The sequence below is a fragment of the Streptomyces sp. NPDC107521 genome (genome assembly GCF_055598485.1).
This window is the reverse complement of sequence record NZ_JBVKAT010000001.1, coordinates 120,026-145,806: the sequence shown is the minus strand read 5'-3', so window position 1 is coordinate 145,806 and position 25,781 is coordinate 120,026. Positions and strand designations below refer to the sequence as shown.

General features: G+C 74.6%; 19 protein-coding genes, 3 tRNA genes and 1 pseudogene. 9 read left to right on the top strand and 14 right to left on the bottom strand.

Features of this window, described 5'->3' with window-relative positions; all coding sequences use genetic code 11:
* Positions 1–66 precede the first annotated feature (66 nt).
* Positions 67–1,569: an MFS transporter gene (locus ACZ7LB_RS00600; protein ID WP_471464414.1), complete on the bottom strand. Its 1,503-nt coding sequence runs from the start codon at positions 1,567–1,569 to the stop codon at positions 67–69.
* A gap of 333 nt (positions 1,570–1,902) precedes the next feature.
* Between ACZ7LB_RS00600 and ACZ7LB_RS00595 the strand changes: the two genes are divergently transcribed.
* Positions 1,903–2,520, top strand: a complete 618-nt coding sequence (locus tag ACZ7LB_RS00595) for a TetR/AcrR family transcriptional regulator (RefSeq protein WP_471464412.1) — start codon at positions 1,903–1,905, stop codon at positions 2,518–2,520.
* A 786-nt stretch (positions 2,521–3,306) separates the two neighbouring features.
* Here ACZ7LB_RS00595 and ACZ7LB_RS00590 read toward each other — a convergent pair.
* Entirely contained in the window at positions 3,307–4,416 is a 1,110-nt protein-coding gene (locus ACZ7LB_RS00590) for a hypothetical protein (protein WP_471464410.1), read from the bottom strand.
* 935 nt (positions 4,417–5,351) lie between these two features.
* On the opposite strand from ACZ7LB_RS00590, the gene ACZ7LB_RS00585 reads away from it, so the two are divergent.
* The gene (locus ACZ7LB_RS00585; RefSeq protein WP_471464408.1) at positions 5,352–6,488 is read left to right on the top strand and encodes an FUSC family protein; all 1,137 of its coding nucleotides are present in this window, start codon (positions 5,352–5,354) and stop codon (positions 6,486–6,488) included.
* A 77-nt stretch (positions 6,489–6,565) separates the two neighbouring features.
* On the opposite strand, the gene ACZ7LB_RS00580 is transcribed toward ACZ7LB_RS00585, so the two are convergent.
* From ACZ7LB_RS00580 to ACZ7LB_RS00570, 3 genes are all read right to left on the bottom strand, one after another.
* Positions 6,566–6,642, bottom strand: a tRNA-Ile gene (locus tag ACZ7LB_RS00580).
* Positions 6,643–6,829: 187 nt separating this feature from the next.
* Positions 6,830–6,902, bottom strand: a tRNA-Asn gene (locus ACZ7LB_RS00575).
* Positions 6,903–6,907: 5 nt separating this feature from the next.
* A tRNA-Asn gene (locus tag ACZ7LB_RS00570) sits at positions 6,908–6,980 on the bottom strand.
* 157 nt (positions 6,981–7,137) lie between these two features.
* On the opposite strand from ACZ7LB_RS00570, the gene ACZ7LB_RS00565 reads away from it, so the two are divergent.
* The 4 genes from ACZ7LB_RS00565 to ACZ7LB_RS00550 all read left to right on the top strand — a co-directional run bounded on the left by ACZ7LB_RS00565 (position 7,138) and on the right by ACZ7LB_RS00550 (position 13,104).
* Positions 7,138–7,440 carry a YtxH domain-containing protein gene (locus ACZ7LB_RS00565; protein ID WP_471464406.1) on the top strand — a complete coding sequence of 101 codons (303 nt, stop codon included), beginning with the start codon at positions 7,138–7,140 and terminating at the stop codon, positions 7,438–7,440.
* Between the two features lie 65 nt (positions 7,441–7,505).
* The gene (locus ACZ7LB_RS00560; RefSeq protein WP_471464404.1) at positions 7,506–8,957 is read left to right on the top strand and encodes a xylulokinase; all 1,452 of its coding nucleotides are present in this window, start codon (positions 7,506–7,508) and stop codon (positions 8,955–8,957) included.
* 485 nt (positions 8,958–9,442) lie between these two features.
* Positions 9,443–11,176 (top strand): ABC transporter ATP-binding protein, encoded by a 1,734-nt coding sequence (locus tag ACZ7LB_RS00555; RefSeq protein WP_471464402.1) that lies wholly within the window; start codon positions 9,443–9,445, stop codon positions 11,174–11,176.
* A complete protein-coding gene (locus ACZ7LB_RS00550; protein ID WP_471464400.1) occupies positions 11,176–13,104 on the top strand; it encodes an ABC transporter ATP-binding protein in 1,929 nt (642 codons plus the stop codon). The genes ACZ7LB_RS00555 and ACZ7LB_RS00550 overlap by 1 nt, the downstream gene beginning before the upstream one ends.
* 170 nt (positions 13,105–13,274) lie before the next feature.
* Here the strand turns inward: ACZ7LB_RS00550 and ACZ7LB_RS00545 are convergent.
* From ACZ7LB_RS00545 to ACZ7LB_RS00530, 4 genes and pseudogenes are all read right to left on the bottom strand, one after another.
* Positions 13,275–14,517, bottom strand: a pseudogene (locus ACZ7LB_RS00545) (RNA polymerase sigma factor); the annotation flags it as partial.
* 545 nt (positions 14,518–15,062) lie between these two features.
* Positions 15,063–17,003, bottom strand: coding sequence for a DNA primase (gene dnaG / locus ACZ7LB_RS00540; protein ID WP_471464398.1), 1,941 nt, complete (start codon positions 17,001–17,003; stop codon positions 15,063–15,065).
* A 90-nt stretch (positions 17,004–17,093) separates the two neighbouring features.
* Positions 17,094–18,359: an NAD(P)/FAD-dependent oxidoreductase gene (locus tag ACZ7LB_RS00535; RefSeq protein ID WP_471464397.1), complete on the bottom strand. Its 1,266-nt coding sequence runs from the start codon at positions 18,357–18,359 to the stop codon at positions 17,094–17,096.
* Positions 18,360–18,477: 118 nt separating this feature from the next.
* The gene (locus ACZ7LB_RS00530; protein ID WP_471464395.1) at positions 18,478–19,752 is read right to left on the bottom strand and encodes a deoxyguanosinetriphosphate triphosphohydrolase; all 1,275 of its coding nucleotides are present in this window, start codon (positions 19,750–19,752) and stop codon (positions 18,478–18,480) included.
* A 162-nt stretch (positions 19,753–19,914) separates the two neighbouring features.
* Here ACZ7LB_RS00530 and ACZ7LB_RS00525 point away from each other — a divergent pair, with 162 nt between their 5' ends.
* From ACZ7LB_RS00525 to ACZ7LB_RS00515, 3 genes are all read left to right on the top strand, one after another.
* Positions 19,915–20,619, top strand: a complete 705-nt coding sequence (locus ACZ7LB_RS00525; RefSeq protein WP_471464393.1) for a SanA/YdcF family protein — start codon at positions 19,915–19,917, stop codon at positions 20,617–20,619.
* A gap of 782 nt (positions 20,620–21,401) precedes the next feature.
* Entirely contained in the window at positions 21,402–21,935 is a 534-nt protein-coding gene (locus ACZ7LB_RS00520) for a hypothetical protein (RefSeq protein WP_471464391.1), read from the top strand.
* 115 nt (positions 21,936–22,050) lie between these two features.
* Entirely contained in the window at positions 22,051–22,674 is a 624-nt protein-coding gene (locus tag ACZ7LB_RS00515; protein WP_471464389.1) for a class F sortase, read from the top strand.
* A gap of 52 nt (positions 22,675–22,726) precedes the next feature.
* Here the strand turns inward: ACZ7LB_RS00515 and ACZ7LB_RS00510 are convergent, their stop codons facing one another.
* The 5 genes from ACZ7LB_RS00510 to ACZ7LB_RS00490 form a co-directional block, all read right to left on the bottom strand.
* Positions 22,727–23,512 carry a sulfite exporter TauE/SafE family protein gene (locus ACZ7LB_RS00510; RefSeq protein WP_471464387.1) on the bottom strand — a complete coding sequence of 262 codons (786 nt, stop codon included), beginning with the start codon at positions 23,510–23,512 and terminating at the stop codon, positions 22,727–22,729.
* 235 nt (positions 23,513–23,747) lie between these two features.
* Positions 23,748–25,076 carry an MFS transporter gene (locus ACZ7LB_RS00505; RefSeq protein WP_471464385.1) on the bottom strand — a complete coding sequence of 443 codons (1,329 nt, stop codon included), beginning with the start codon at positions 25,074–25,076 and terminating at the stop codon, positions 23,748–23,750.
* A gap of 81 nt (positions 25,077–25,157) precedes the next feature.
* The gene (locus ACZ7LB_RS00500; protein ID WP_471464384.1) at positions 25,158–25,280 is read right to left on the bottom strand and encodes a hypothetical protein; all 123 of its coding nucleotides are present in this window, start codon (positions 25,278–25,280) and stop codon (positions 25,158–25,160) included.
* Positions 25,281–25,385: 105 nt separating this feature from the next.
* Complete coding sequence (locus ACZ7LB_RS00495; RefSeq protein ID WP_471464382.1) at positions 25,386–25,511, bottom strand: hypothetical protein; 126 nt, start codon at positions 25,509–25,511, stop codon at positions 25,386–25,388.
* A 100-nt stretch (positions 25,512–25,611) separates the two neighbouring features.
* Positions 25,612–25,734 carry a hypothetical protein gene (locus tag ACZ7LB_RS00490; protein WP_272919276.1) on the bottom strand — a complete coding sequence of 41 codons (123 nt, stop codon included), beginning with the start codon at positions 25,732–25,734 and terminating at the stop codon, positions 25,612–25,614.
* Between the last annotated feature and the right edge of the window lie 47 nt (positions 25,735–25,781).

The following is a 25,781-nucleotide window of genomic DNA, read 5'->3' as shown; positions in this document are numbered from 1 at the left end:
TTCTCCAGGTTGGAAACTCGGGGCCGGGGCCCCGCGGTGCGGTACCCGGTTCGCTGTCCCCGCGGCTCAGGAAGCGGCGGGGAGCTTCGCGGACCGGTCCTCCCCTTCGTGCTCGACGGCGTCCGTGCGGCGCACCATCAGCAGGACGAGCACCGCGCCGGCCAGCGCCGTGATGCCCGCCACCAGGAAGATCTCGTCCATGGCGTCGACGAACGTCCGGCGCACCACGGTGGCGACAGCGGCCTGCGGGCCCTCGGCGCCCTCGGGCGAGAGGAGCGAGGTGTCGCTGGTCACGGAGCTGGGCGCGTCGCCCGCGGCGCTGGTCATCCGGTGCTGGAAGAGGGCGCCCAGGACCGCGATGCCCAGGGCGACGCCGACCTCCTGGAAGGTGCTGCCGACGCCGGACGCCTCGCCGGAGCGGGACGGCGGCACCAGCGAGACGGTGGTCTCGGCGCGCACCACGTTGAAGACGCCGACGCCCAGGCCGCACACGATGAAGCCGGGGAGCATCGCGTGCCAGGTGTCGTCCGGGGAGAGCCCGCGCAGCAGGAACAGGCCCACTCCGGCCAGCGCCAGACCGAGGGTCAGCAGCAGGCGCGGGGGCACCTTGGCGGCCAGCGGGGCCGCGAGCGCGGAGGCGACGAAGAGCGCCCCGGTGAGCGGGAGCATCCGGATGCCGCTGGCCAGCGCGTCGTGGCCGAGGACCTGCTGGAGGTAGAGCGTGGAGAAGAAGATCGCCGGGAAGATCGCCGCGAAGGCGAGCAGGGTGGCGATCGACAGCCCGCTGAACGTGATGTTGCGGAACAGGCGCAGGTCCATCAGGGGCGCCGGGGCGGTGGACTGGCGCCGGACGAACGCGGCGAGGAGCACCACCGCGGCGATCAGGCTGGTGAGGATCTTCGCGGAGGTCCAGCCCTCGGCCTGGCCGCGCATCAGGGCGTAGGTGCCGAGGAAGAGGCCCGCGCAGAGCAGGACGGCGCCCGCCCAGTCGATCGCGCGCCGCTCGTCCTCGCGGACGTCCCGGAGCTTGACCAGGGCGACGGCCAGGCAGAGCAGGCCGATGGGCAGGTTGATCAGGAAGATCCAGCGCCATCCGATGGTGGTCAGGGCGCCGCCGATGAGCGGGCCCGCCGCGAGCGCGAGGCCCGAGGCGCCGCCGAAGGCCGCGAACGCCTTGTTGCGCGCCACGCCGACCTCGAACTCCTGGGCGATGAGCGCCGGTCCGGCGGCGAGCAGGACCGCGCCGCCGACCCCCTGGAGCGCGCGGAAGATCACCAGTGCCGGGGAGGACCACGCCAGGCCGCAGCCGAGCGAGGCGAGACCGAAGATCACCAGCCCGATCAGGAAGACCTTGCGCCGGCCGATGCGGTCGGCCAGGGCCCCGGCGGTCAGCAGGAACGCCGCGAGGGTGAGCGCGTAGGCGTCGACGACCCATTGCAGGTCGTCGAAGGAGGAATCGAGAGATTGCTGGATGTCGGTCAGCGCGATGATGACGATCGTCAGATCGAGCAGCAGCATGAAGGCCGCGATGCTGACGGCCAGCAGTGTCCATCGCTGGCGTTCGCTCATAGGAGGTCTCTCCGGTTTCGGATGCGTCGGGGTGAACCGTCCCCGTGCGGCTGATGCCGTCGTGGACACCGGGACCCGCCCGTCAGTGCCTGACGCCCGAGTCGCCCGTACGGCCCCATGGCCGGGGCCGACTCGGCCGGCCACCCCTCAAACAACTACATCGATAGTATTCATCAACTACATTTGAAGTCAACGGATGGCCGGGCCGCCCCGTCCGCGACACCCTCCCGCCCCCTCGGCACACCGGAGCGCCCCTCCGGCACGTCGGACCGGCCCGTCCGCGCATGGGAACATCGGACACCTCGGCACACACCGGCACAGGAGAGTGGAAACATGGCTAGCGCACGGTCGGAGGCGGTGGCGGACGCGGCCATCGCGGTGCTCGCGGACCAGGGCGTTCGAGGGCTGACCCACCGCGCGGTGGACAGCGCCGCCGGACTGCCGATCGGCTCCACGTCCAACCACGCCCGCACCCGCGCCGCCCTGCTGAAGCTGGCCCTCGTGCGCCTGGCCGCGGTCGAGGCCGACGACTACACGCTCGCCTTCGACGCCCCGGCCCCCGTCCCCGCCGACGCCGCCGGCTCCGCCGACTCGTCCGCGGAGAACCTGATCGACGTGGTCACCCACGCCCTGGTCGTCTCGCTCACCACCGGCCGCCAGACCACCCTGGCCCGCTTCGAACTCGCCCTCGAAGCCTCGCGCAGACCCGAACTCCGCCAGCTCTACAGCCACCTGGGCCGGAAGTTCCAGCTCGCCATGGTCGATCTGCTGGCCCGCGCCGGCTCCCGCGCCCCGGTCGCCGACGCCCACATGCTCATGTCGGCCTGCGAGGGCATCCTCTTCTACTGGCTGGTCGGCTCCGGCAGCGCCCAGGCGGCCGACCAGAACGAGATCCGCCACCGGGTACGGGGCCTGGTGCACATGCTGGTGGACGGACACGGGGGGAGCTGACCGCGGGGGCGACGGCGGCTTCGAGGGCCTCGGTCAGGGCGTCGCCGTCGAGGGGGGCAACGGGGGCCGAGGTTCTTCGGGCAGCTCCGGCCGCTCGGCCACGGCGGCTTCTCCGGAGGAGCGCGGAAGGCCCCGCCCCCGGCACAGGCGGCGGTCCGGTCGCCCCGGCCGAGGGCCTGTCCGGCGGACGGTCCCGGGTGGGTTCGCGGAGCCGGCGGACGAGTGGGGCGAGGCGGACTCCGGCCGTGCAGCGGACGGCGGGTCCGCGAAAGCGGGTCGCGACCACGCGGAACAGCACGAGGCGGCTGAAGCGGCGCTCGGCGCTCGGCGCTCGGCGCTCGGCCAGGCTGCGGGACCCGTGGAGCTCGCGATCGAGGGCCGGCGGGCTCCCGCCGGCCCTGCCCCGCAGCACGCGGCCGGCCTCCTGACCGGCCCGTTCCGGGGTCACCGATCGGACGCCCCGCCCGCGCGGGACGCAACGTCGGGGGCCGAGGGCCCGGGCCCCCGGCCCCCGCACGCACCTCCTGGAGGACGGTGGCGACCGTACGGCCGTGTGCGGCGGGGTCTGCCGACGTCATCGGTCACGACCGGTTCCGCACGCCCGAGCCCGTCCTCGGCCCCACCCGCAGGGCCGGGCTCCGGTGCTCCGGGTTCTCCCGGCCCTCCGGGTGCTCAGGCACCCGCTCGCCCGCCGACGCCGTGCGGCCCGGTGGCCGGGCTGCCGTTCGGGCCGGTCAGCCGGCCGGGGGTGAGTCCCCCCGGGGGGAGGCCGTCGGCGGGCAGAGGTCAGAACGCCGAGGTGTAGGCGGTGAAGAAGGGTGTCTTCACCGTTTTGCCGCCGGGACCGTAGCAGTTGACGGGGAGCTGGGCCGTGCCGCTGGTCCTGCCCCACGGGGCGAGGAAGCCGCAGTACTCGGGACCCCTGCCGAAGGCGGTCGCCTGGGCGGTGTCCGAGGGGACGGCCACCGACGGCATGGCGACCACGAAGGGGGCTCCCGAACCGCCGAGGGTGTTGGTGCCACCGCTGGAGTTGTAGTTGGTCAGCGGGGGCAGCGAACCGTTGTACCAGAGGTGACCGAACGACTTCGGCGGGAACGCCGGTCCGTGGACCGCCCGCTGATACGCATAGCTCAGCGTCCACCGGGTGTCGTACGGGGCGTTGGACGCGTCGTAGCAGGCGACCTCGACGGTCTGCCCGGACGCGCCCGGCGCCCAGTCGGACACCTTGCAGTGCGCCCCCTGCTTCGGGTCGACCGCGGTGACCTGGAGGTTTCCGGAGAAGCCGGACAGCCCGAGGCCGGGAAGCCACGCCTTCCAGATGCCGGTCGATCCCTTGCTCACCGTGTTCACGGCCCCGGCGGAGTTGTACTGGGTGAGGACGGCGCCGCTGATGTCGGAGTACACATAGCCGTACGAGCCGGTCCGCGTGGCGGGAGCACCGCTGCTGGTGGTGTAGAGGACGGTGAAGGAGGAGTTGTCGGGTGCGCCGCTGGGGAGATAGCAGTTCACGAAGACGTCCTCACCGGTCCCCGCGGGCTGCCAGCCGGCGATCTGACACCAGTGCGGGACCCTGTTGACCGCGGTGGTGTGGGCGATCCCCTGCTTCCCGGCGATCTGCGGGAAGTGCACCACGTAGGAACCGAGGCCGATCTGGTCGACCTTGACGGGGTTGGTGGACGGAGAGGCCCAACTGCCCCACTGGCGGCTGGGGTCGGGCACGTAGCCGGGAGGCGGTGTCGGGTTGTCCAGGTAGGCGAAACCGTACTGGTCGGGGACGGCGGCATGGGCGGGGCCGGCGGCGGGTACGGCGGCGGCCAGCAGTGCGGCCAGCATGCCCATGACCAGCAGTACGGCCCGGACGGGTCTGTTCGGCGGAGCTGCGGTGCGGGTGTGCATGGGGTACCTCCTGTTGGTGGGGCCGATGCCGTCTGCGTGGTCCGGTGCGGTGCGGCGGCGCGGTGCGGTGCTGCGGTCCGGTGCGGCGGTGCGGAAGTGCGGCGGTGCGGAAGTGCCGGACCACGCCGGAGCGCGGAGCCGTACTGGAACGGGAGACGTGCTGGAGCGCGAAGTGTGCGGAGGCGCCGAGCACGCTGAAGCGGGACGTACGCGGGTGCGGCGGGCGGCAGTGCGGCGTGTGCTGAAGTGCGGCGTGTGCGGCAGTGCTGAGATGCGGCGCGCGCGGTTCGGGACGGGTGGTTTCGGCGGTGCCCCGCGACGGCGGTGGAGTCCCGTCGAGGTACGCGTCCGCCCGTGTCCCGATGGGGCGTCACACGCTTGAAACCCGGCGCTCACCGTCCCAGAAGAACGGCCCGCTGTGGCGTACTCCACCGGCCGTTCCGGCGCCGGTCGCACCGGGCCCCAGGCGCCGCGGGTTCCCCTCCATGCCCACGGATCACGCCGCGGGTCGACCCGTCCGCCCGCCGGGGCCCGATGGGCCGTCGCCCCAGCCCCTTCCGCCCCACACCTCGCGGACGCACCACCGCCGCACCTGGCCGGAACATGCTTTTCGACCCCTGGTCGGGCGGCCATTCTCATCGGGCCGGGCGCCCTCGGCGTGCACCGCCCGGTCTCCGCGGAGTCCCCGTCGGGCCGGCGAGGGGCGCGGCGCGGGACACCGCCCGCCCTGCGGAGGGCCCGGCCCGGTCGGAGCACGGACCTCGGCCGGCTCCCGCGAGTCGTCCCCCCGCCGGCCGGTGTCGCCGCAGGGGCGGTGGCACGCCTCTCCTCGCCCGCTCCCGGCGGGTCGCCGCGTCGCGCACGTCACGGAATCGCAGAATTCCTCACCCGAGGTGCATGTCCCTTGCACCGCGCGCGCTGGAGGGAGAGGGGTCGTGGCCACCGAGAGCAGATCCGCAGGGCAGTCCGTCGGCCGGGGACGGGCCGGGGCCTGGCTGTCGAAGGTGTTCGCGCTCCACCCCGAGGGGCTGAACTGGCCGCGCGCCGTGGCGTTCCTGGACGCCGCGCTGGTGCCGATGTTCGTCTTCTGGGCGATCGGGCACGAGGTGTACCTGCTCAGCGCGCTGTTCGGCCTGCTGTTCGCGGCGCTGGCCGACCCCGGGGGCGGGTACGGCACCCGCGCGCTCCGCATCTCCCTCTTCGCGGCGGCCGGCGCCGGGGTGACCGCCCTGGGCTTCGGCATCGGCTCCGACGCCTGGGGCCTGCTGGTGCTCGCCGCGTTCGGGGTCACGCTGGCGGCCGGGCTGGCGGTCGCGTTCGGGGTGCGCAGGTTCGTCGACGCGCTGCTGCTCAACATCTGGTTCGTCGTCGCGGTCGGATTCGAGTCCGGCATCCACGGGGACCCCCACGTCACCAGCCACGTCTGGGCGCAGGTGCTCTCCTGGACCGGAGGGGCGGCACTGTGGATCACGGTGGCCCTCCTCTGGTGGCTCGCCCGGGGGCGCACGGACCAGGACCGGCCCTTCCCGGAACTCCCGGGCGACACGGCACGGAGGAGGCTGACCCGTCCGCCGGTCCTGTTCGCGGTGATCCGCGCGGTGGTCGCCGCCGGAACGTTCGCGCTGGCGTTCGGGCTCGACCTCCCGCACGGCTACTGGATCCCCATCGCGGCCATGATCGCGATGAAGCCCGGCCTGGAGCAGGCCGCGCTCACCGCCGCGCAGCGGCTCACCGGCGCGCTGATCGGCGCCCTCGTCGCCGCGCTGCTGCTGTGGGTGCCCGCGGGCGAGAACGGCCTCAGACTGTTCGCGGTGGAGCGCGGGCTCGAAGTCGTCGCACTCGTCCTGCTGATGCACGGTGCGCTGATCCGCTTCTGGAACTACGCGTTCTACAGCGCGGCCATCGCCGCCGGAGCGCTCGTCCTGGTGGGCCTGCCGCAGCCCTCCGACAACGCCGCCGAGGGCTACCGGGTGCTGTGGACGCTCTGCGGTGTGGGCATCGGCCTCGCCCTCATGCTGCCGGCCGGGCTCCTCTCCCGACGCACCGCCGACCGGCCGTCACCACGCGGCTGACGCCGGGGACCACCGATCGCCGCGAACCGGCGCCACGCCTTCCGGAGCAGGTCACAGCGGTGTGCGAGATCCTTCTCTGGTGGGGCGGGTGGGACTCGAACCCACGGCCGACGGATTATGAGTCCGCTGCTCTAACCGGCTGAGCTACCGCCCCATAGCGGCGTGTCGCGTACATGTGTGCGCGCCGTCTGCCGCAGCATAGCCGCTCATACGATCTCCTGCCTCGGATGGTCGGCTTCCACGGCACCTTCCTGACCATGAGGACTCCGCGGTGCGGCGGGTGGTTCCCCGGGGAGGCGGGAGACATGAAAAAGGACCCCGAAGGGCCCTGGTTCACGATGCTCCCCCGACTGGACTCGAACCAGTAACCTGCCGGTTAACAGCCGGCTGCTCTGCCAATTGAGCTACGGAGGACCGAGCTCCCCCGACTGGACTCGAACCAGTAACCTGCCGGTTAACAGCCGGCTGCTCTGCCAATTGAGCTACGGAGGAATGCCTCGTCGCATCGAACGCCTCGTCCCGGGTACCCACCAGGGGCGTGCGTTCGCTGCGACACATACATTAGCGCAAGCAGGGGGGTGCTCCGCCAATCGGTACTCCCCCGCTCCCGCAGACTCCTACGGCACCAGGCAAGGGAAGGGTGGCCGCCATGCGTTATCGCCTCACGTTCGTCGTCGGACTGGCCGTCGGTTACGTGCTCGGCACGAAGGCCGGCCGCGAGCGGTACGAGCAGTTGCGGAGGTCCGCTCGCCAGGTCGCACAGAATCCGGCGGTCCGCAACACCGCCGAGTCGGCCGCGCAGCAGGGGCGGCACTTCGCCGACCGCGCCTACAGCGCCGTGAGCCACAAGGTGGGCGACCGGATGCCCGACTCGGTCGCCCAGCGGGTGCAGGCGCTGCGCGAGCGCGGTGCCCGGAACGGCTCCGACGACTGGGGCACCAGCAACACCTGACCCCGCCGGACCGCCCGTTCCCGCGCCGGGTACGGATACCGCGCGCGGTGCGGCAGAATTCGGGCATGGGGATAGTCGCCGGGCTGGACAGTTCGCCCGATTTCACTCGTATCGTCGTCTGTGATGCGGACACGGGTGCCGTGCTCCGGCAGGGATACGCGCCGCATCCGGTGGAGAGCCCCGAGGGCGGAGGCCGTCCGGCCGACGTCGACCCGCAGGCCTGGCTGCTGTCCCTGGGCGAGGCCGCGGGCGGCGGGCTGCTGGAGGGCGTCCAGGCCATCGGGGTCTCGGCCCAGCCCGACGCGGTCGTGCCGCTGGACGCCCAGGGCGGCACCGTGCGGCCCGCCCTGGTGGGCGCCGACAAGCGGGCCCAGGTGGCCGCCGCCGATCTGGTCGACGCGCTCGGCGGGCGCGAGGCGTGGGCGCAGGCGGTGGGCTGTGTGCCGCAGGCCGCGCACCCGGTGACCAAGCTGCGCTGGCTGGCCCGTACCGAGCCCGAGGCCGCCGCCCGCACCGCGGCGCTGCTCCAGGCGCACGACTGGCTGGTGTGGCAGCTGCTGGGGCGCCCGGGGCGGCACACCACCGACCGGGGCGGCGCCTCCGGCACGGGCTACTGGTCGGCGGCCACCGGCGGCTACCGCCCGGACCTCGTCGAACTGGCCCTCGGCCACCTGCCCCTGCTGCCGGAGGTGATCGGCCCCGCCGAGGCGGCCGGCACGACCCCGGAGGGGCTGCTGATCTCCGCCGGGACGGGCGAGACGATGGCCGCCGCCTTCGGGCTCGGCATCGGGCTGGGCGACGCGGTGGTGTCGCTGGGCGGCTCCGGCTCCGTGATGGCCGTGCACTCCGAACCGCTGGTCGACCAGTCCGGGATGATCACCTCGCTGGCCGACGCCACCGGGATGCACCTGCCCGTCGTCACCACCCTGAACGCGGTGCGGGCCCTGCGCGGGGCGGCCGGTCTGCTGGGCGTGCCGGATCTGGAGGGGCTGTCCGACCTGGCGATGAAGTCGACGCCGGGCTCCCACGGGCTGGTGCTGCTGCCGTACTTGGAGGGCGAGCGGACGCCCAACCTGCCGCACACCGCCGGCACACTGGCGGGGCTGCGGCGCGAGTCGATGAAGCCGGAGCACCTGGCGCGGGCCGCGTTCGAGGGCATGCTCTGCGGTCTCGCGGACGCCCTGGACGTGCTGCGCGGCCGGGGCGTGGACGTGCGGCGGGTGTTCCTGCTGGGCGGGGCGGCCGAACTCCCGGCCGTGCGGGCGATGGCACCGGCGCTGTTCGGCGCCCAGGTGGTGGTGCCGGAGCCGGCGGACTACGCGGCGATCGGCGCGGCCCGGCAGGCGGCCTGGTCGCTGGGCGTCTCGCGGGGCACCCTCGCCCCGCACTCCTGCCCGGCCTGGCAGGGCGCGGCGGCGGAGGTGCTGGACCCGGGCGAGGAACTGGCGGTGGGCCAGGCGGTGCGCCAGCAGTACGTGTCCGTACGGGAGCAGACCCACCCGGGCGCCTTCGGCTGAGCCGGGGCGACGGCGGACGGCCGGGAGGGGACGGCCGGGGGACAGTTCCGCGCACCCCGCCGTACCCCCGCGCGCTTACCTCCCGGGCTCGGGCGGCCGACGGGGGGCGCCTGCCGGGCGGGCCGGACGTCCGCCCTCGGGGGGGGCCGGGGTGCCTGCCCGCGGGCGGGGTGCCTGCCCGCGGACGAGTCACCGGGACGGGCCGCGGCACAACGCGTCGAACCGGGCGACCGGGACGGGCTGCCGGGTCAGGGAGGCCGGGACGGGGAGGCCGGGACGGGCGCAGCCGCCCGGCGGGCCGCGGGCCGCGGGCCCGGACCGTGCCGGCCGCCCGCCGCGCCGGGCGGCCGGGGCCGCGGCGCCCCCCGTACGGCCGGAAGTTCCGCCCTGTCGGGTTAATCGGTTGAAGTAACACCGGTGGAGTGTTCGACGATGGGTGCCAAGGGCAGCCATCCGCCCCCGCCGCCCACTCCGAGAGACCCAGTGTGCTCATACGACTTCTCAGGGCCTATCTCAGGCCCTACAAGAAACCCATCGCGCTGCTGGTGGCGCTGCAGTTCCTGCAGACCTGCGCCAGCCTCTACCTGCCCACGCTGAACGCCGACATCATCGACGACGGCGTGGTGAAGGGCGATTCCGGCCACATCCTGCGCTTCGGCGCGGTGATGATCGGCATCTCCCTGGCCCAGGTCGTGTGCAACATCGGGGCCGTCTACTACGGCGCCCGCACCGCCTCCGCGCTCGGCCGGGACCTGCGGGGGGCCGTCTTCGGCCGGGTGCAGTCGTTCTCGGCCCGCGAGGTGGGCGCCTTCGGCGCGCCCTCGCTGATCACGCGGACCACCAACGACGTGCAGCAGGTGCAGATGCTCGCCCTGATGTCGTTCACGCTGATGGTGTCGGCGCCCATCATGTGCGTCGGCGGCATCGTCATGGCGCTGGGCCTGGACGTGCCGCTGTCCGGCGTCCTGGTCGGGGTCGTCCCGGTGCTGGCCGTCTGCGTGACGCTGATCGTGCGGCGGCTGCGGCCCCTGTTCCGCTCCATGCAGGTGCGCCTGGACACGGTGAACCGGGTGCTGCGCGAGCAGATCACCGGCAACCGGGTGATCCGGGCGTTCGTGCGCGACGAGTACGAGCAGCAGCGGTTCCGCCGGGCCAACGCGGAGCTGACCGAGGTGGCGCTGGGCGCCGGCAACCTGCTGGCGCTGATGTTCCCGGTGGTCATGACGGTGGTCAACCTGTCGTCGATCGCGGTGGTCTGGTTCGGCGCCCACCGGATCGAGAGCGGCGGCATGCAGATCGGCGACCTGACCGCGTTCCTCGCCTACCTCATGCAGATCGTCATGTCCGTGATGATGGCCACCTTCATGTTCATGATGGTGCCGCGCGCCGAGGTGTGCGCCGAGCGCATCCATGAGGTGCTGGACACCCGGAGCAGCGTGGTGCCGCCCGCGGCGCCGGTCACCGAGCTGCGCCGGCGCGGGCACCTGGAGCTGCGCGGCACCGGGTTCCGCTATCCGGGCGCCGAGGAGCCGGTGCTGCGGGGCATCGACCTGACCGCCCGGCCGGGCGAGACCACCGCCGTCATCGGCTCCACCGGCAGCGGCAAGTCCACCCTGCTCGGGCTGGTCCCCCGGCTGTTCGACGCCACCGACGGCGAGGTGCTGGTCGACGGGGTGGACGTGCGCACCGTCGACCCGGCGCTGCTGGCCCGGGTGGTGGGGCTGGTGCCGCAGAAGCCGTACCTCTTCGCGGGCACCGTCGCCGGCAACCTGCGCTACGGCGACCCGGACGCGAGCGACGAGCGGCTGTGGCGCGCCCTGGAGGTGGCGCAGGCCAGGGAGTTCGTGGAGCGGCTGGAGGGCGGGCTCGACGCGCCCATCGCCCAGGGCGGCACCAACGTCTCCGGCGGCCAGCGCCAGCGCCTGGCCATCGCCCGCACCCTGGTGCAGCGCCCGGAGATCTACCTGTTCGACGACTCCTTCTCGGCGCTCGACTACGCCACCGACGCCGCCCTGCGGGCCGAGCTGGGCCGGGAGACGGCGGACGCCACCGTGGTGATCGTCGCGCAGCGGGTGGCGACCATCCGGGACGCCGACCGGATCATCGTGCTGGACGGGGGCCGCGTGGTCGGCTCCGGGCGGCACGAGGAACTGATGGCGGAGAACGAGACCTACCGGGAGATCGTCCTCTCCCAGCTCACGGAAGCGGAGGCTGCCTGATGGCCGGGCCTGCGGCACGCATGATGGCCGGGGGCGGCCCGGACCAGCGCTCCATGGACTTCAAGGGGTCGAGCAAGCGGCTCATGGGTCAGTTCCGGCCGGAGCGGACCACCCTGTACACGCTGCTGGCCTGCCTGGTCGTCAGCGTCGGGCTCAACGTGATCGGGCCGAAGATCCTCGGCCGCGCCACCGACCTCGTCTTCGGCGGCATCGTCGGACGCGACCTGCCGGCCGGGCAGACCAAGGAGCAGGTCCTCGACTCGCTGCGGGAGCAGGGGCGGGGCGGCATCGCGGACATGCTGCGCGGCACGGAGTTCACCCCGGGCCGGGGCATCGACTTCGGGGCCGTCGGTGAGGTGCTGCTGCTGGCGCTGGGCACCTTCGCGGTGGCCGGGGTGCTGATGGCGGTGGCCACCCGGCTGGTGAACCGGGCGGTCAACCGGACGATGTTCCGGCTGCGCGAGGACGTGCAGACGAAGCTGTCGCGGCTGCCGCTGTCGTACTTCGACCGGAGCCGGCGCGGCGAGGTGCTGTCCCGCGCCACCAACGACATCGACAACATCGGCCAGACGCTCCAGCAGTCGATGGGCCAGCTGATCAACTCGCTGCTGACCATCGTCGGCGTGCTGGCGATGATGTTCTACGTCTCCTGGATCCTCGCGCTGGTCGCGCTGGTGACCGTGCCGCTGTCGTTCGTGGTGGCCACCCGGGTGGGCAAGCGGTCGCAGCCGCAGTTCGTGCGGCAGTGGCGCTCCACCGGCGAGCTGAACGCGCACATCGAGGAGATGTACACCGGGCACACCCTGGTGAAGGTGTTCGGGCGGCAGGAGGAGTCCGCGCGGCAGTTCGCGGAGCAGAACGAGGCGCTGTACGAGGCCGGGTTCCGGGCGCAGTTCAACAGCGGGATCATGCAGCCGCTGATGATGTTCGTGTCCAACCTGAACTACGTGCTGGTCGCGGTGGTCGGCGGACTGCGGGTGGCGTCGGGCTCGCTGTCGATCGGCGACGTGCAGGCGTTCATCCAGTACTCCCGGCAGTTCTCGATGCCGCTGACGCAGGTGGCGTCGATGGCGAACCTGGTCCAGTCCGGCGTGGCGTCGGCGGAGCGGATCTTCGAGCTGCTGGACGCCGAGGAACAGTCGGCGGACCCGATCCCGGGCGTGCGGCCCGAGGAGCTGCGCGGGCGGGTGGAGCTGGAGCACGTCTCCTTCCGCTACGACGAGGACCGGCCGCTGATCGAGGACCTGTCGCTGGCGGTGGAGCCCGGCCACACCGTGGCCATCGTCGGGCCGACCGGCGCGGGCAAGACGACGCTGGTCAACCTGCTGATGCGGTTCTACGAGGTGTCGGGCGGGCGGATCACGCTGGACGGCGTGGACATCGCCACGATGTCCCGGGACGAACTGCGCGCCGGGATCGGCATGGTGCTCCAGGACACCTGGCTGTTCGGCGGCACCATCGCGGAGAACATCGCGTACGGGGCGGCGCGCGAGGTGACGCGCGGCGAGATCGAGGAGGCGGCGCGGGCCGCGCACGCCGACCGGTTCGTACGGACGCTGCCGGACGGCTACGACACGGTGCTCGACGACGAGGGGACGGGGGTCAGCGCGGGCGAGAAGCAGCTCATCACCATCGCGCGGGCGTTCCTGTCCGACCCGGTGATCCTGGTGCTGGACGAGGCGACCTCCTCCGTGGACACCCGTACCGAGGTGCTGATCCAGAAGGCGATGGCCAAGCTGGCGCACGGGCGGACCTCGTTCGTTATCGCGCACCGGCTCTCCACGATCCGGGACGCGGACACGATCCTGGTGATGGAGGACGGGTCCATCGTGGAGCAGGGCACGCACGCGCGGCTGCTCGCGGCGGGCGGGGCGTACGCCCGGCTGTACGAGGCGCAGTTCGCGCAGGCGGTGGCCGAGGTGGACTGATCCGCCGGGACCGGTGAAGGGGTGCTCCCCGGGCGGGGGCACCCCTTCGGCGCGTCCGGACGGAGGGCGGGGACGGGACCGGGGCTCGGTGCCGGTCCCTGGCGGGGGGCACGGACAGGGGCGGGGGCGGTGCTCGGCGCCGGTCCGGGCGGCGCCCCCGTGCCCGCCGGTCAGTCCAGGTAACCGCGCAACTGGTCGGCGTAGGCGTGGTCGCGGAGCTTGCCGAGGGTCTTGGACTCGATCTGGCGGATGCGCTCGCGGGTGACGCCGAAGAGGCGGCCGATCTCCTCCAGGGTGCGCGGGCGGCCGTCGTCCAGTCCGTACCGGAGCTGGACCACCTTGCGCTCGCGCTCCCCGAGGGTGGACAGGACCGCGTCCAGATGCCGGCGCAGCAGCAGGAAGGCGGCCGACTCCACGGGGCTGGCGGCGTCGCCGTCCTCTATCAGGTCGCCGAGCGAGACGTCGTCCTCCTCCCCCACCGGGGTGTGCAGGGAGACCGGCTCCTGGGCCAGCCGCAGCACCTCGCCGACGCGTTCCGGGGTCAGCTCCAGGCGGGCGGCGACCTCCTGCGCGGTGGGTTCGCGGCCCTGCTCCTGGAGCATGAGGCGCTGGACGCGGACGACCCGGTTGATCAGCTCCACGACGTGCACGGGGACGCGGATGGTGCGGGCCTGGTCGGCCAGGGCCCGGGACATGGCCTGGCGGATCCACCAGGTGGCGTAGGTGGAGAACTTGTAGCCGCGGGTGTAGTCGAACTTCTCCACGGCGCGGATCAGGCCGACGTTGCCCTCCTGGACCAGGTCGAGCATGGTCAGGCCGCGGCCGATGTAGCGCTTGGCGACGGAGACGACGAGCCGCAGGTTGGCCTCGATCAGGCGGCGCTTGGCGACCCGGCCCATGACGACCAGGCGGTCGAGGTCGTGGGCGAGGCGGCCGTCCGGGCCCGGGGCGAGCCTCAGCCTCTCCTCGGCGAACAGCCCGGCCTCGACCCGGCGGGCGAGTTCGACCTCCTCGGCGGCGGTGAGCAGGGGGATGCGGCCGATCTCGCGGAGGTACTGGCGGAACAGGTCCGAGAGGGGACCGCCGGACTCGGTGCGGGTGGGCGCCCTGGGCGGTCCGGCGGGCCGGACCTCCTCCGGCTCCCCGGGCGGGGCCCCGCTCCCGGGCGCGCCGTCGGCGCGGGGCGCCCCGTGGCCGCCGGGCGCGCCGTCGGTCCGGGGTTCGCCGCGGACGGCCGGGGCGGCGGGCACGGCGGGCAGGAGCGCGGGGCGGTGGGCGGCGCGGCCGTGCGGGGGCGGGGCGACGAGGACGGCGCGCTCGGCGTCCTGCGCCGCGCCCGGGGTGCTCGCGTCGGTCTGGGTGGGGGTCCGGGTCTGCACGGGTGGCGACCTCCAGGATGAACGCTGCCGGCGGGGCCTCGGCGGTACCGCGGGAGCGCGGTCGGCGGGCTCACCGCCGGCCGTCCCGTACGCGGAGGACACGGCCGGTGGGGGTCCGGGGCCCGTCGGAGGACGGACCGGCCGCGCTCCGGGGGACTCGGGCACCGGCCCCCAGTGTGGCGTACGGCACATCGCCGCCACGAGGGGCGTGCGGTGACTTTTTGCGTCCGGCCCGTGACGGCGGGCTCATCGGGGCCTCCGGGTGCCCGCGCCCCGGCGGGACGGCCGGGGCGCCCGGGCCGCCGTCCGGGAGCGCGCCCCCAGGAGCGCGCCCCGGGAGCGCCACCCGGGGGCCTCGGCGACGCGGCACGTCCGGGGCTGCCCCGGGGGTCCTGACCGGTGGGCGGCGCGGGACGCGGGGCGGCACGGAGCGCGGGGCGGGCGGCGTTCCGGGGCGCCCGACGCGTCGGGGCCCGCCACGGCCCCGCGCGGGGCTCCGGGACGGGCGCCGACGGGGTGCCGGGTGCCGTCGCCCGGCCGGCGGCGCGGGCGGGGCCACCGGCGGGGCGAGCGCCGCCGTCAGAGGGCGGTGGCGCCGTGCTCGCGCAGGGTCTGGTCGTACTGCTGGAGGACCCACAGCTCGTTCTGCACGGCGGCCAGTTCGGCGGGGTCGCCGTGGGCGGCGAGCCGGGTGAGGCGGCCGGTGATCTCGTGGATGCGGCGCTCGACCGCGCGGCGGCGGACGGTGACGAGCTGGGCCCCGGCGTACAGCTCGTCGACGCCCTTGACGCCCCGGTGCAGCATGATCGCCTCGACGGCGAGTTCGGTGACCATGGCGCGGACGGCGTCGTCGGGGGCGGTGTCGCGGACCCGGACCAGGTAGTCCTGCGGGTCCTGGACGCCGAGTTCGGCGCCGCCCGCCTCCAGGATGGCCTGGCGCACGGCCGCGTAGGGCGGGGCGGTGAACTCGTCGGCGCCGTAGGCGTCGAAGGCCGGGGAGACCAGCTCGGGGCGCTGGAGGGCGAGCTTGAGCAGCTCCCGTTCGGTGGCGAAGACCGGGTTGCGCAGGTTGAGCGCGGGGCCGCGCGGGGCGGGACGGTCGGCGGCGGCGTGGGGCTGCGCGGACCCGGCGCCGCCGCGCTGCTGCCGGTCGGGGGCCGGGGCGGGGCCGCCCTTGCCGCCGCGTTCGCGGGCCCAGCGGGCGAGCTGGGCGACGCGCCGGACGACGAACTGGGTGTCCAGGATGCCGAGCATCCCGGCGAGCTGCACGGCGACCTCGTGCTGGGCGCCGCTGTTCTTGATCCGGGCGACGACGGGAGCGGCCTCGTCGAGCGCGGCGGCGCGCCCGGCGGGGGTGTCCAGGTCGTAGCGGCCGGTGATCTGGCGCAGGGCGAACTCGAACAGCGGGGTGCGGGGCTCGACCAGGTCGGCGACGGCGTCGTCGCCCTTGGCCAGGCGCAGGTCGCAGGGGTCCATGCCGTCGGGGGCGATGGCGATGTAGGTCTCGGCGGCGAACTTCTGGTCGTCCTCGAAGGCCCGCAGCGCGGCCTTCTGCCCGGCCGCGTCGCCGTCGAAGGTGAAGATCACCCGGGCCGACCCGTTGTCCATGAGGAGGCGGCGCAGGATCTTGATGTGGTCGCCGCCGAAGGCGGTGCCGCAGGTGGCGATGGCGGTGGTGACCCCGGCCAGGTGGCAGGCCATGACGTCGGTGTAGCCCTCGACGACGACCGCGCGGGACGCCTTGGCGATGTCCTTCTTGGCGAGGTCGATGCCGTAGAGGACCTGGGACTTGCGGTAGATCGGGGTGTCGGGGGTGTTGAGGTACTTCGGGCCGTTGTCCGTCTCGTACAGCTTGCGGGCGCCGAAGCCGACGACGTCGCCGCCGATGTCCCGGATGGGCCACATCAGCCGGCCGCGGAAGCGGTCGATGGGGCCGCGGCGGCCCTCCTGGGCGAGGCCGGAGAGCAGGATCTCCTTGTCGCTGAAGCCCTTGCCGCGCAGGTAGCGGGTGAGGTGGTCCCAGCCCTGGGGGCTGTAGCCGACGCCGAAGTGGACGGCGGCGGCCTGGTCGAAGCCGCGGTCGGCGAGGAAGGCGCGGCCGGTGTCGGCCTCGGCGCCGGTGGCGAGCTGCTCCGCGTACCACTGGGCGGCGACCTTGTGGGCCTCGACCAGGCGGATGCGCTCGCCGCGCTGGTGGGTCGGGTTGTACCCGCCCTCCTCGTAGCGCAGGGTGATGCCGGCCTGGGCGGCGAGCCGCTCGACGGCCTCGGAGAAGGTGAGGTGGTCGACCTTCATCACGAAGGTGATGGTGTCGCCGCCCTCCTGGCAGCCGAAGCAGTGGAAGAGTCCCTTGCTCGGGCTGACCTGGAAGGACGGCGACTTCTCGTCGTGGAAGGGGCACAGGCCCTTGAGGTTGCCGCCGCCCGCGCCGCGCAGCTGGAGGTACTCCGAGACGACGGCGTCGATCGGGACCGCGTCCCGTACCGCCTTCACGTCCTCGTCGTTGATCCGTCCGGCCACGGAACGAAGTCTACGGTGGCCCCGGCGGCGGCCCCGACGGCCCCGACCGGGGACGGGCCGGCCGGGGGCCGGGGCCGCGCGGCGCCGGGGTCAGGGCAGCAGGGCGTCCAGCGGCACGTGCGGGTCGGCCAGGGCGTCGGTGTCCACCGGGGCCTTGGCGCGGATGAGGGCCTGGACGGGTTCGGTGACGTCCCACACGTTCACGTTCATCCCGGCCAGCACCCGACCCTCCTTCACCCAGAAGGCGATGAACTCGCGCTTCGCCGCGTCGCCGCGGATCACCACCTGGTCGTAGGAGCCCGCGGGCGCCCAGCCGGAGTACTCCATGCCCAGGTCGTACTGGTCGGAGAAGAAGTAGGGCACCCGGTCGTGGACGACGTCCCGGCCGAGCATGGCGCGGGCGGCGGCCGGGCCGCCGTTGAGGGCGTTGGCCCAGTGCTCCACGCGCAGCCGGGTGCCGAACAGGGGGTGCGGGAAGGAGGCCACGTCCCCGGCGGCGTGGATGTCGGGGTCGGAGGTGCGCAGGTGCTCGTCGACGACGATGCCGCCGCCGTGGGCGCGGTCGGCGATCTCCAGCCCGGCCGCCTGGGCGAGGGCGGTGCGCGGGGCGGCGCCGATGGCGGCCAGCACGTCGTGGGCGGGGTGCTCCTCGCCGTCGTCGGTGCGGGCGGCGAGCACCATGCCGTCCCGGCCGACGATCTCGGTGAGGGTGGCGCCGAAGTGGAAGCGGACGCCGTGCTCGCGGTGCAGGTCCGCGAAGACGCCGCCCAGCTCGGGGCCGAGGACGCCGTGCAGCGGGGTGGGACCGGGCTCGACGACGGTGACCTCCGCGCCGTACTCGCGGGCCGCCGCCGCGACCTCCAGGCCGATCCAGCCGGCGCCGGCGATCACCAGGTGGCCGTTGTCGCGGCCCAGGGAGGCGAGGACGCCCTTGAGCCGCTCGGCGTGGGCGAGGCGGCGCAGATGGTGGACGCCGGCCAGGCCGGTGCCGGGGACGTCGAGGCGGCGGGGCTCGGCACCGGTGGCGATGAGGAGCTTGTCGTAGCGGACCCGGGTGCCGTCGTCGCCGTAGTGGACGGTCCGGGCGTCCCGGTCGACGGAGACGACGGTCTGGCCGAGGTGGAGTTCGATGTCGTGCCGCGCGTACCAGGCCGGCTCGTGCACGAAGACGCTGTCCCGGCTCTCCTTGCCGAGCAGGAAGCCCTTGGACAGGGCCGGGCGCTCGTAGGGGTGGTCGCGCTCGTCGCAGATGAGGATCACCCTGCCGGTGAATCCCTCGGTGCGGAGCGTCTCGGCCGCCTTGGCGCCGGTCAGCCCTCCTCCGACGATGACGAATGTCTGATCCGCGTCGACCACTTGTTGCCTCCTCGTCAGGGTGCCGCCACATGCGAGCGTCCCGCACCCCGCGTGGCGCGGGAAGGGGGAGTGACCCGATCAGGCCAGCGGCAATTTCCTCGTTCCGGCCATGTCAGTCTTATCGGCGCCCGGTCAGCCGGGCGTGCAGGGAGCGGGCCGAGGCGTCCGTCAGGGACGCGATCTGGTCCACGATCACCCGTTTGCGCGCCCGGTCGTCGCCCGCGGCGTCGAAGAGGCTGCGGAACTGCGGGTCGAGCCCGTCGGGGGCGCGGGCGGTCAGCGCCGCGGCCAGTTCCGCCACCACGATCCGCTGGTCGGCGCGGAGCCGCTCCTGTTCGGCGCGCTGCATCACGTACCGGTCGGCGACGGCCTTGAGGACGGCGCACTCCAGGCGGCTCGCGCGGGGCACGACCAGTTCGGCGGTGTAGCGGGTGAGCCGCCCGGTGCCGTGCGCGGCCCGGGTGGCGGTCTCGGCGGCCAGGCAGAAGCGGCCGATGAGCTGGCTGGTGGCGTCCTTGAGGCGGGCCTGGGCGACGGCCGTGCCGTCGTAGCCGTGCGGCCACCAGTCCTGGGCGAGGAGGCGGTCGAGGGCGGCGGCGAGTTCGGCGCGGGCGGTGCCGGCGGGGGCGTAGCGGCCGGCGGCGACCGCGAAGACGTCCTCCCGCTCGGGGTCCGCGAGCAGGCAGTTGGGGTCGATGTGCCCGGCGTGCAGCCCGTCCTCCAGGTCGTGCACGGAGTAGGCCACGTCGTCGGACCAGTCCATGACCTGGGCCTCGAAGCAGGTGCGGGCGGCGGGGGCGCCCTCGCGCAGCCAGGCGAAGACGGGCCGGTCGTCGTCGTACACGCCGAACTTGGGGGAGGCCGGGTCGGTGGGGTGGGCGCCGCGCGGCCAGGGGTACTTGGTGGCGGCGTCGAGGGCGGCGCGGGTCAGGTTGAGGCCGACGGAGCCCTCCGGGGTGAACCGCTTGGGCTCGATGCGGGTGAGCAGCCGGAGGGACTGGGCGTTGCCCTCGAAGCCGCCGCAGTCCCGGGCGAACTCGTTGAGCGCCTGCTCCCCGTTGTGCCCGAAGGGCGGGTGGCCGAGGTCGTGGGAGAGACAGGCGGCCTCCACGAGGTCCGGGTCGCAGCCGAGGGCGGCACCGAGTTCGCGGCCGACCTGGGCGCACTCCAGGGAGTGGGTGAGCCGGGTGCGGGGGCTGGCGTCCCAGACCGGACTGCCCTCGCCCGGTGTGACCACCTGGGTCTTGCCGGCGAGGCGGCGCAGCGCGGCGGAGTGCAGTACCCGGGCGCGGTCGCGCTGGAAGGCGGTGCGCCCGGGGCGCTTGTCCGGTTCGGGCGCCCAGCGGGCGGTCGAGGCCGGGTCGTAGGGGGCCGGGGGTGCGGTGCCTTCCATGACTGAACAGTAGGCGGAAGCCGGGGCGGGCGGGACACGCGGGGGTCCGGTGCGACCGCCGGGGCCGCCGGGGGTGAAACCGGTCACGTGCCCGGCGGCGAACCGCCCGGCGGCCGGGCACGTCCTCCGGGACGGGGACGGAACGGGAGAAGGGGGGCGCCGATGCGCCGCTGGGCGAACCGCGTGACGGAGCTGACGGGGAGGCCGCGCCTGCCGCGCACCCGCCGGGGGTGGCGGCGGCTGGTGCGGGTGGTGGTGACGGTCTGCGTGCTGGCGCTGACCCCGGCGACCTGGACGCACCTGGCGTCGGCCGGGCGGCTGCACACCACGGCGGACGTGCCGCGCACCGAGGTCGCGGTCGTCTTCGGCGCGGGGCTGTGGCGGGGCGGTCCGTCGCCGTATCTCGCGCACCGGCTGGACGCGGCGGCCGAGCTGTACCGGGCCGGGCGGATCGAGGTGGTCCTGGTCACCGGCGACAACGGCCGCGAGGAGTACGACGAGCCGGACGCGATGCGCGCCTACCTGGTCCGGGCGGGGGTGCCCGACGGGCGGATCGTCAGCGACCACGCCGGCTTCGACACCTGGGACAGCTGCGTCAGGGCGAAGAAGGTCTTCGGCGTGGACCGGGCGGTCCTGATCAGCCAGGGCTTCCACATCCGCCGCGCGGTGGCGCTCTGCCGCCGGGCGGGCGTGACGTCGTACGGCGTCGGCGTCGACGCCAGGCACGACGCGACCTGGTACTACGGCGGCGTGCGGGAGCTGTTCGCGGCGGGCAAGGCGGCGGCGGACGCGGTGCTCCGGCCCGACCCGACGTTCCTGGGCCCGAGGGAGCCGGGGGTGTCCCTGGCCCTGACGGAGCCCCGCTGAACGGGGCGGTGCCCGGGGTGCCGGGGACGGGGCCCGGATGCTGGGGTGCCGGGGTGTGGCCCCCCGGGGGGCGCGGGTGCCGGGGTGCCGGAAGGTGCCTGGCGGGGAGCCGGATGGCCAGGGTGCCTGGCGGGGCCCCGGGTACCGGGTGCCGGAGCGCGGACCTCGGGTTGCCGGGGAGCCCGGGGCTCCTGGCGGGCCGGGATGCGTGACGGGGCCCGGCGGCGCCGGGGGTGTGGGCCCCGGGTGCCGGGAAGCCCGGGGGTGCCCGGCGGGGGCCGGGGTGCGTGACCGGACCCGGGTGGCGGGAGACAACTGACCCGGGCTGCCGGGCTCCTGGCCGGGTGAGGGCTGGGCCGGAGGTGCCCGGGGTGGGCCTCGGGGGACGGAGCCTCCCGGCGGGAAGGGCCAACTCGCCTGCCGGTGCCTCTGGTTGACCGCCGGTGAGGGCGCCGCCCCCGGTGGAGGGCGCGTACGCGCGGGCCCCGCGGCCGTGGGCGGCGCTCCCCCGGCCCCGGGCCGGGCTCCCAGGGGGCGTGACGCGGGGCGGGGCCCGTCCGGTCACCCGTTCACCCCCGCGCCGGGCGCCCGGTGGATCTTTTTCGGTTCCGCCCCGCGTCACCCCGGTGACCTGCCAGGACGGCGGGCGGGCGGCCCGCGGCGGCGCCCCCGGTGACACCCGTTCACCGCAGCGCGGGCGCCTTCTCGACAAGCGGGCCGCGTCGGGTGCCACTTTCCTCGGTAGGGCAGGGGCCACCGAACAGCCCGAAGGAGCAGCACCGATGCGACGTACCGCCCGCCTGCTGACCGGTACCGCGCTCGCCGTCGCGGCAGCGGGTCTCGCCACCGCCTCCTCGGCACACGCCGGGCAGAGCGAGGAGGACGGCGGGCTCAGGGTGTACCCGGCCTCGGTCGTGCCGGGTGAGCCGGCCATCGCGGAGACGGCGAGCTGCGCGGGCCACGGCGCGGCGGTGGGCAACGCGGGCGCCGTGGGCGCCGGGACGTTCCCGCTGGCGCCGGACGGCGGCAGGGGCGTCGCGGCGGGCCGGTTCGAGGTGCCGCCGAGCGCGCAGCAGGGGACGTACGAGATCGTCGCCACCTGTGCGGAGGGCGGCCGGCGGGTGACGGGCGATCTGGTGGTCACGCTGACCGCGGACCCCGAGCGGGTGTACCCGAGGGGAAGCGTCAAGACGGGGGTCGGCGGCGCGTTGGGCCCCGACCCCGTGCAGACCGCGGCGGGCGTGTCGGCTCTGGCCGTCGCCGCCGCGGGCGGTACCTGGCTCCTGCATCGCCGGGCGAGAGGCGACGGGATCTGACGGGCACCCTCCGCCGCCCGTCGGCCGGTACCGCACGTCCCCGCCCCCTCCGGGCCCGACGCCCCTCGCGGCCCGGAGGGGGCGGGGGACCCCCACGAGTCCGAGAGGGGACGTCATGCGCAGGGTGGGTGATACGGCGATAGCCGCCGGGACCGCGGTCGCGCTCTGCGCCGGGGTGTGGCTGCTGATCGGCACCGGTGCCGGGGCCCCGCCGCAGCCGTCGGCCGCGCAGTCCGCCGCCGGCACCGCGCCCGGCCGCGAGGCGCCCGCCGCCCCGGCCCTGGCGCCGTCCCCGCCGGAACGCGTCCGCATCCCCGCCATCGGCGTGGACGCCCCCCTGATGGGCCTCGGCCTGACCGCCGCCGGGAGCCTGGACGTGCCGCCGGCCGACGACGCCGACCTGGCCGGGTGGTACGAGGCCGGGACGGTCCCCGGCGAGCGGGGCACCGCCGTCGTCGCCGGGCACGTCGACAACGCCCGGGGTCCCGCCGTCTTCTACCGGCTCGGGGCGCTGCGCAGGGGCGCCGCCATCGAGGTCGAGCGGCGCGACGGGACGGTGGCCGTGTTCACGGTGGACGCGGTGGAGGTGTACGCCGCGAAGGACTTCCCCGACGAGAAGGTGTACGGCGCCGCCGACCGCCCCGAGCTGCGCGTCATCACCTGCGGGGGCGGCTACTCCCGGGCGACGGGCTACCAGGGCAACGTGGTCGTCTACGCCCGTCTGACCGGCGTCCGCTGAGCCGCCCGGCCCGCCCGGCGCACAGGGCCGACCGGGCCCGCCGGGCGGGGCGTCAGCCGAGCCACTGCTCGTACGCCAGGTTCGCCACCAGGGCGAGGACGACGGTGAGCAGGACGACGCGGACGAAGCCGCTGCCCCGCTTGAGCGCGGTGTGCGCGCCGAGGGTGCCGCCGCCCAGGTTGAAGACGGCCATCAGCGCGGCGAGCTGCCAGAGCACGGCGCCCTGCCAGGCGAAGGTGGCGAGGGCGCCCGCGTTGGTGCAGCAGTTGACGATCTTGGCGGTGGCCGAGGCGGTCACCAGGTCCAGGTGGAGCACGGCGGTGAGCGCCAGCACCAGGAACGTCCCGGTGCCGGGGCCGATGAGGCCGTCGTAGAAGCCGATGCCGACCCCGGCGAGGGCGATGGCGGCCAGGACGCGGCGGGGCCCGGCCGGTCCGGCGGGGGCGGGACCGGTGCCGAAGGAGGGGCGCAGGATGACGAAGGCCGCGACGCCCAGCAGCACCACCATGATCACCGGCTTCAGCACCTCGGTGCTCATCCCGGCCGCGAAGAAGGCGCCGCCGGACGATCCGGCGAGGGCCGCGAGCCCGATCCGGACGGCGGTGCGCACGTCGACGGGGGCCTTGCGGGCGTAGGTCACGGCGGCACCGGTGGTGCCGACGATGGCGACGGCCTTGTTGGTGCCGAGGGCGTGCGCGGCCGGGGTCCCGGCGGGCAGGCCCAGCAGCAGCGCGGGCAGCAGCACGAGACCGCCGCCGCCGACCACGGCGTCGACCCAGCCGGCGGCGAAGGCCGCGAGACACAACAGGACGAGCGCGGTCAGCGGTATGTCGGGCATGGTGGCGACCCTATGGAGCCGGTGGAGCGGCCGTCCATCGAGCTGAGGGACATCTGAGCTTCGGCGTCCGCTCCCCCGGGCACGCGCACGCGCCCCTCCCGGTGCGGGAAGGGCGCGGGGCGCGGATCGCGGGATGCGTGGTCCGAGGCGCACGGGGGGGTGGGCCGAGGCGCACGGGGGGTGGGCGTCCGGGGCGGGTCGCACGGCGGCCGGGGCCGCGGAAAACGGACGGTCCTCAGGGTGCCGCCGCCACGGGGGGCGCCGGTTCCGGGGCCCGCTCCGGCACCGGGGCGGGGCGGTCTTCCGCCGGGTCCGGCGCGGGGTCGGGCCGCCGCGGCGGGCGCAGGTCGGGGATGCGGCGCAGGCCGGGGCTGACGGTGCTGTAGCAGGCCAGCGCCAGCAGCAGGGCGGAGTTGGCGAGGAGGACGGTGCCGGGGCCGACCCGGGTCAGCAGCGCGCTGGTGAGCAGCGGGCCGAAGGGGATGATCAGGGCGGGGATCAGTCCGCAGGCGGTCTGCACACGGCCCTGGAGGTGGTCCGGGATGCTGTGCAGCCGGGCGGCGGCGATCACGGCGTTGGCGGCCGGGGTGGCCAGGCTGCACAGCCCGATGACCAGCGCGAGGGCGGCCATGTGGGTGCTCAGGGCGAGCAGCGGGGTGAAGAGGGCGGTGCTCCAGCAGACGGACAGCACCAGGGTGCGGGGGGCCAGGGTGGTGCTGGTGCGGGCGGCGACGAGGGAGCCGACGAGGTTGCCCGCGCCCGAGGCGGCGATGATCACCGCGTTGTGGTAGCCGCCCGACGCGCTGTGGGCGCCGCCGGTGATCAGGACCAGGACGATGCCGCTGAACGCCAGGTTGACCAGGGCGGCGTTGACCAGCGTGTAGCGCAGGAAGGGACTGCGGCGCACCTCCCGCAGGCCGGTGCCCAGGTCCTTGACGAGGCTCGGCGGGGGCGGGCTCCCGGCGGCCGAGGGGCGTCCGGCGGGCAGCCGGACCAGGGCCACGCACACCGTGGACGCCAGGTAGGAGAGCGCGTCGACGAGGAACGGCAGGGCGGGCGCCACGGCGTAGAGGGCGGCGCCGATCAGCGGCCCGGCGAGGGTGACGGCGGCCGAGCGGGCCTGGCTCAGGGAGAGCGCGGCGCCGAGCTGCTCACGGGGCACGACATGGCGCAGGGCGGCGGAGGCGGCGGGGCCGAAGGGGGCGCCGAAGACGCTGTTGGCGACGGCCACGCACAGGGCGAGGGACAGGGTGACCCGGTCGGTGAGGACGGCGGCCGTCATCACCACGTAGGCCAGGGCGCGGGCGGCGTCGCTGACGATCAGGACGGCCTTGCGCGGGAGCCGGTCGACGAGGACGCCGGCGGGCAGGCTCGCCAGGACGGAGGCGAGGATCTCGGTGAAGGTCACCAGGCCGAACGCGGTGACCGATCCGGTGGCGTGCAGCACGACCAGGGGCAGCGCGATGGCGCTGGCCTGGGACCCGAAGCCCGAGAGGGCGTGAGCCAGCCACAGCCGCTGGTAGTCGCGGTTGCGGTGCAGCGGGGTGAGCGTCCGGACCGACATGGGTCTGCTCTCCTTTCGGACCACGGCCGAAGCGGCCGGCACCGGGTGTGCCGGCCGCTTCACGGATGACGACTCGGGGGCTCAGGCTTCGATTCTGGTGTTGTTGCAGCCGCTGCTGACGGTCGACCACTCGGCGACCTGCTGGTCCTCGGAGCCCTCGGGCTCGCCCAGGGAGAGGTTCTGGAGCTTCAGGATCTCGGACATGGCGGTTCCCTTCGGTCACGGCCTCGCGGCCGGGCGGAGTGGGTGCGATGCGGTGCGGTGCGGTGCGATGCGGTGCGGTGCGCCGTACGGGGCGGTGCGGAGGGGTCAGACCTCGATCCGGTCGGCGTCGCCGCAGACCAGGCTCATGGTCGACCAGTCGGCCGCCTGCTCGTCCTCGGAGCCCTCCGGCCCGCTCAGGGACAGGTTCTGCAGCTTGAGGATCTCGGACATCGGGTCTTCCCTTCGGCCGGGCCTCGCGGCCCGACGGCCGGGCGTCGGGTACGACGCGGTGCGGAACCGGCGCTCGGCGTGCTGCGGAGGAGCGGACGGACTAGACGGGGACCCTCGTGTTGTTGCAGCCGCTGCTGACGGTCGACCAGTCGGCCACCTGCTGGTCCTCGGAGCCCTCCGGCTCGCTCACGGAGAGGTTCTGCAGCTTCAGGATCTCGGACATCGGGTCTTCCCTTCGGTCACGGCCTCACGGCCGACGGAGTACGGGCA

Excerpts from the sequence above, each read along its gene's own strand:
- ACZ7LB_RS00600 (WP_471464414.1), bottom strand. The coding sequence starts at position 1,569 with ATGAGCGAACGCCAGCGATGGACACTGCTGGCCGTCAGCATCGCGGCC.
- ACZ7LB_RS00505 (WP_471464385.1), bottom strand. The coding sequence starts at position 25,076 with ATGTCGGTCCGGACGCTCACCCCGCTGCACCGCAACCGCGACTACCAG.
- ACZ7LB_RS00500 (WP_471464384.1), bottom strand. The coding sequence starts at position 25,280 with ATGTCCGAGATCCTGAAGCTCCAGAACCTCTCCCTGGGCGAGCCCGAG.
- ACZ7LB_RS00595 (WP_471464412.1), top strand. The coding sequence starts at position 1,903 with ATGGCTAGCGCACGGTCGGAGGCGGTGGCGGACGCGGCCATCGCGGTG.
- ACZ7LB_RS00515 (WP_471464389.1), top strand. The coding sequence starts at position 22,051 with ATGCGCAGGGTGGGTGATACGGCGATAGCCGCCGGGACCGCGGTCGCG.
- ACZ7LB_RS00495 (WP_471464382.1), bottom strand. The coding sequence starts at position 25,511 with ATGTCCGAGATCCTCAAGCTGCAGAACCTGTCCCTGAGCGGGCCGGAG.
- ACZ7LB_RS00510 (WP_471464387.1), bottom strand. The coding sequence starts at position 23,512 with ATGCCCGACATACCGCTGACCGCGCTCGTCCTGTTGTGTCTCGCGGCC.
- ACZ7LB_RS00520 (WP_471464391.1), top strand. The coding sequence starts at position 21,402 with ATGCGACGTACCGCCCGCCTGCTGACCGGTACCGCGCTCGCCGTCGCG.
- ACZ7LB_RS00550 (WP_471464400.1), top strand. The coding sequence starts at position 11,176 with ATGGCCGGGCCTGCGGCACGCATGATGGCCGGGGGCGGCCCGGACCAG.
- ACZ7LB_RS00590 (WP_471464410.1), bottom strand. The coding sequence starts at position 4,416 with ATGCACACCCGCACCGCAGCTCCGCCGAACAGACCCGTCCGGGCCGTA.
- ACZ7LB_RS00490 (WP_272919276.1), bottom strand. The coding sequence starts at position 25,734 with ATGTCCGAGATCCTGAAGCTGCAGAACCTCTCCGTGAGCGAGCCGGAG.
- ACZ7LB_RS00565 (WP_471464406.1), top strand. The coding sequence starts at position 7,138 with ATGCGTTATCGCCTCACGTTCGTCGTCGGACTGGCCGTCGGTTACGTG.
- ACZ7LB_RS00530 (WP_471464395.1), bottom strand. The coding sequence starts at position 19,752 with ATGGAAGGCACCGCACCCCCGGCCCCCTACGACCCGGCCTCGACCGCC.
- ACZ7LB_RS00525 (WP_471464393.1), top strand. The coding sequence starts at position 19,915 with ATGCGCCGCTGGGCGAACCGCGTGACGGAGCTGACGGGGAGGCCGCGC.
- ACZ7LB_RS00560 (WP_471464404.1), top strand. The coding sequence starts at position 7,506 with ATGGGGATAGTCGCCGGGCTGGACAGTTCGCCCGATTTCACTCGTATC.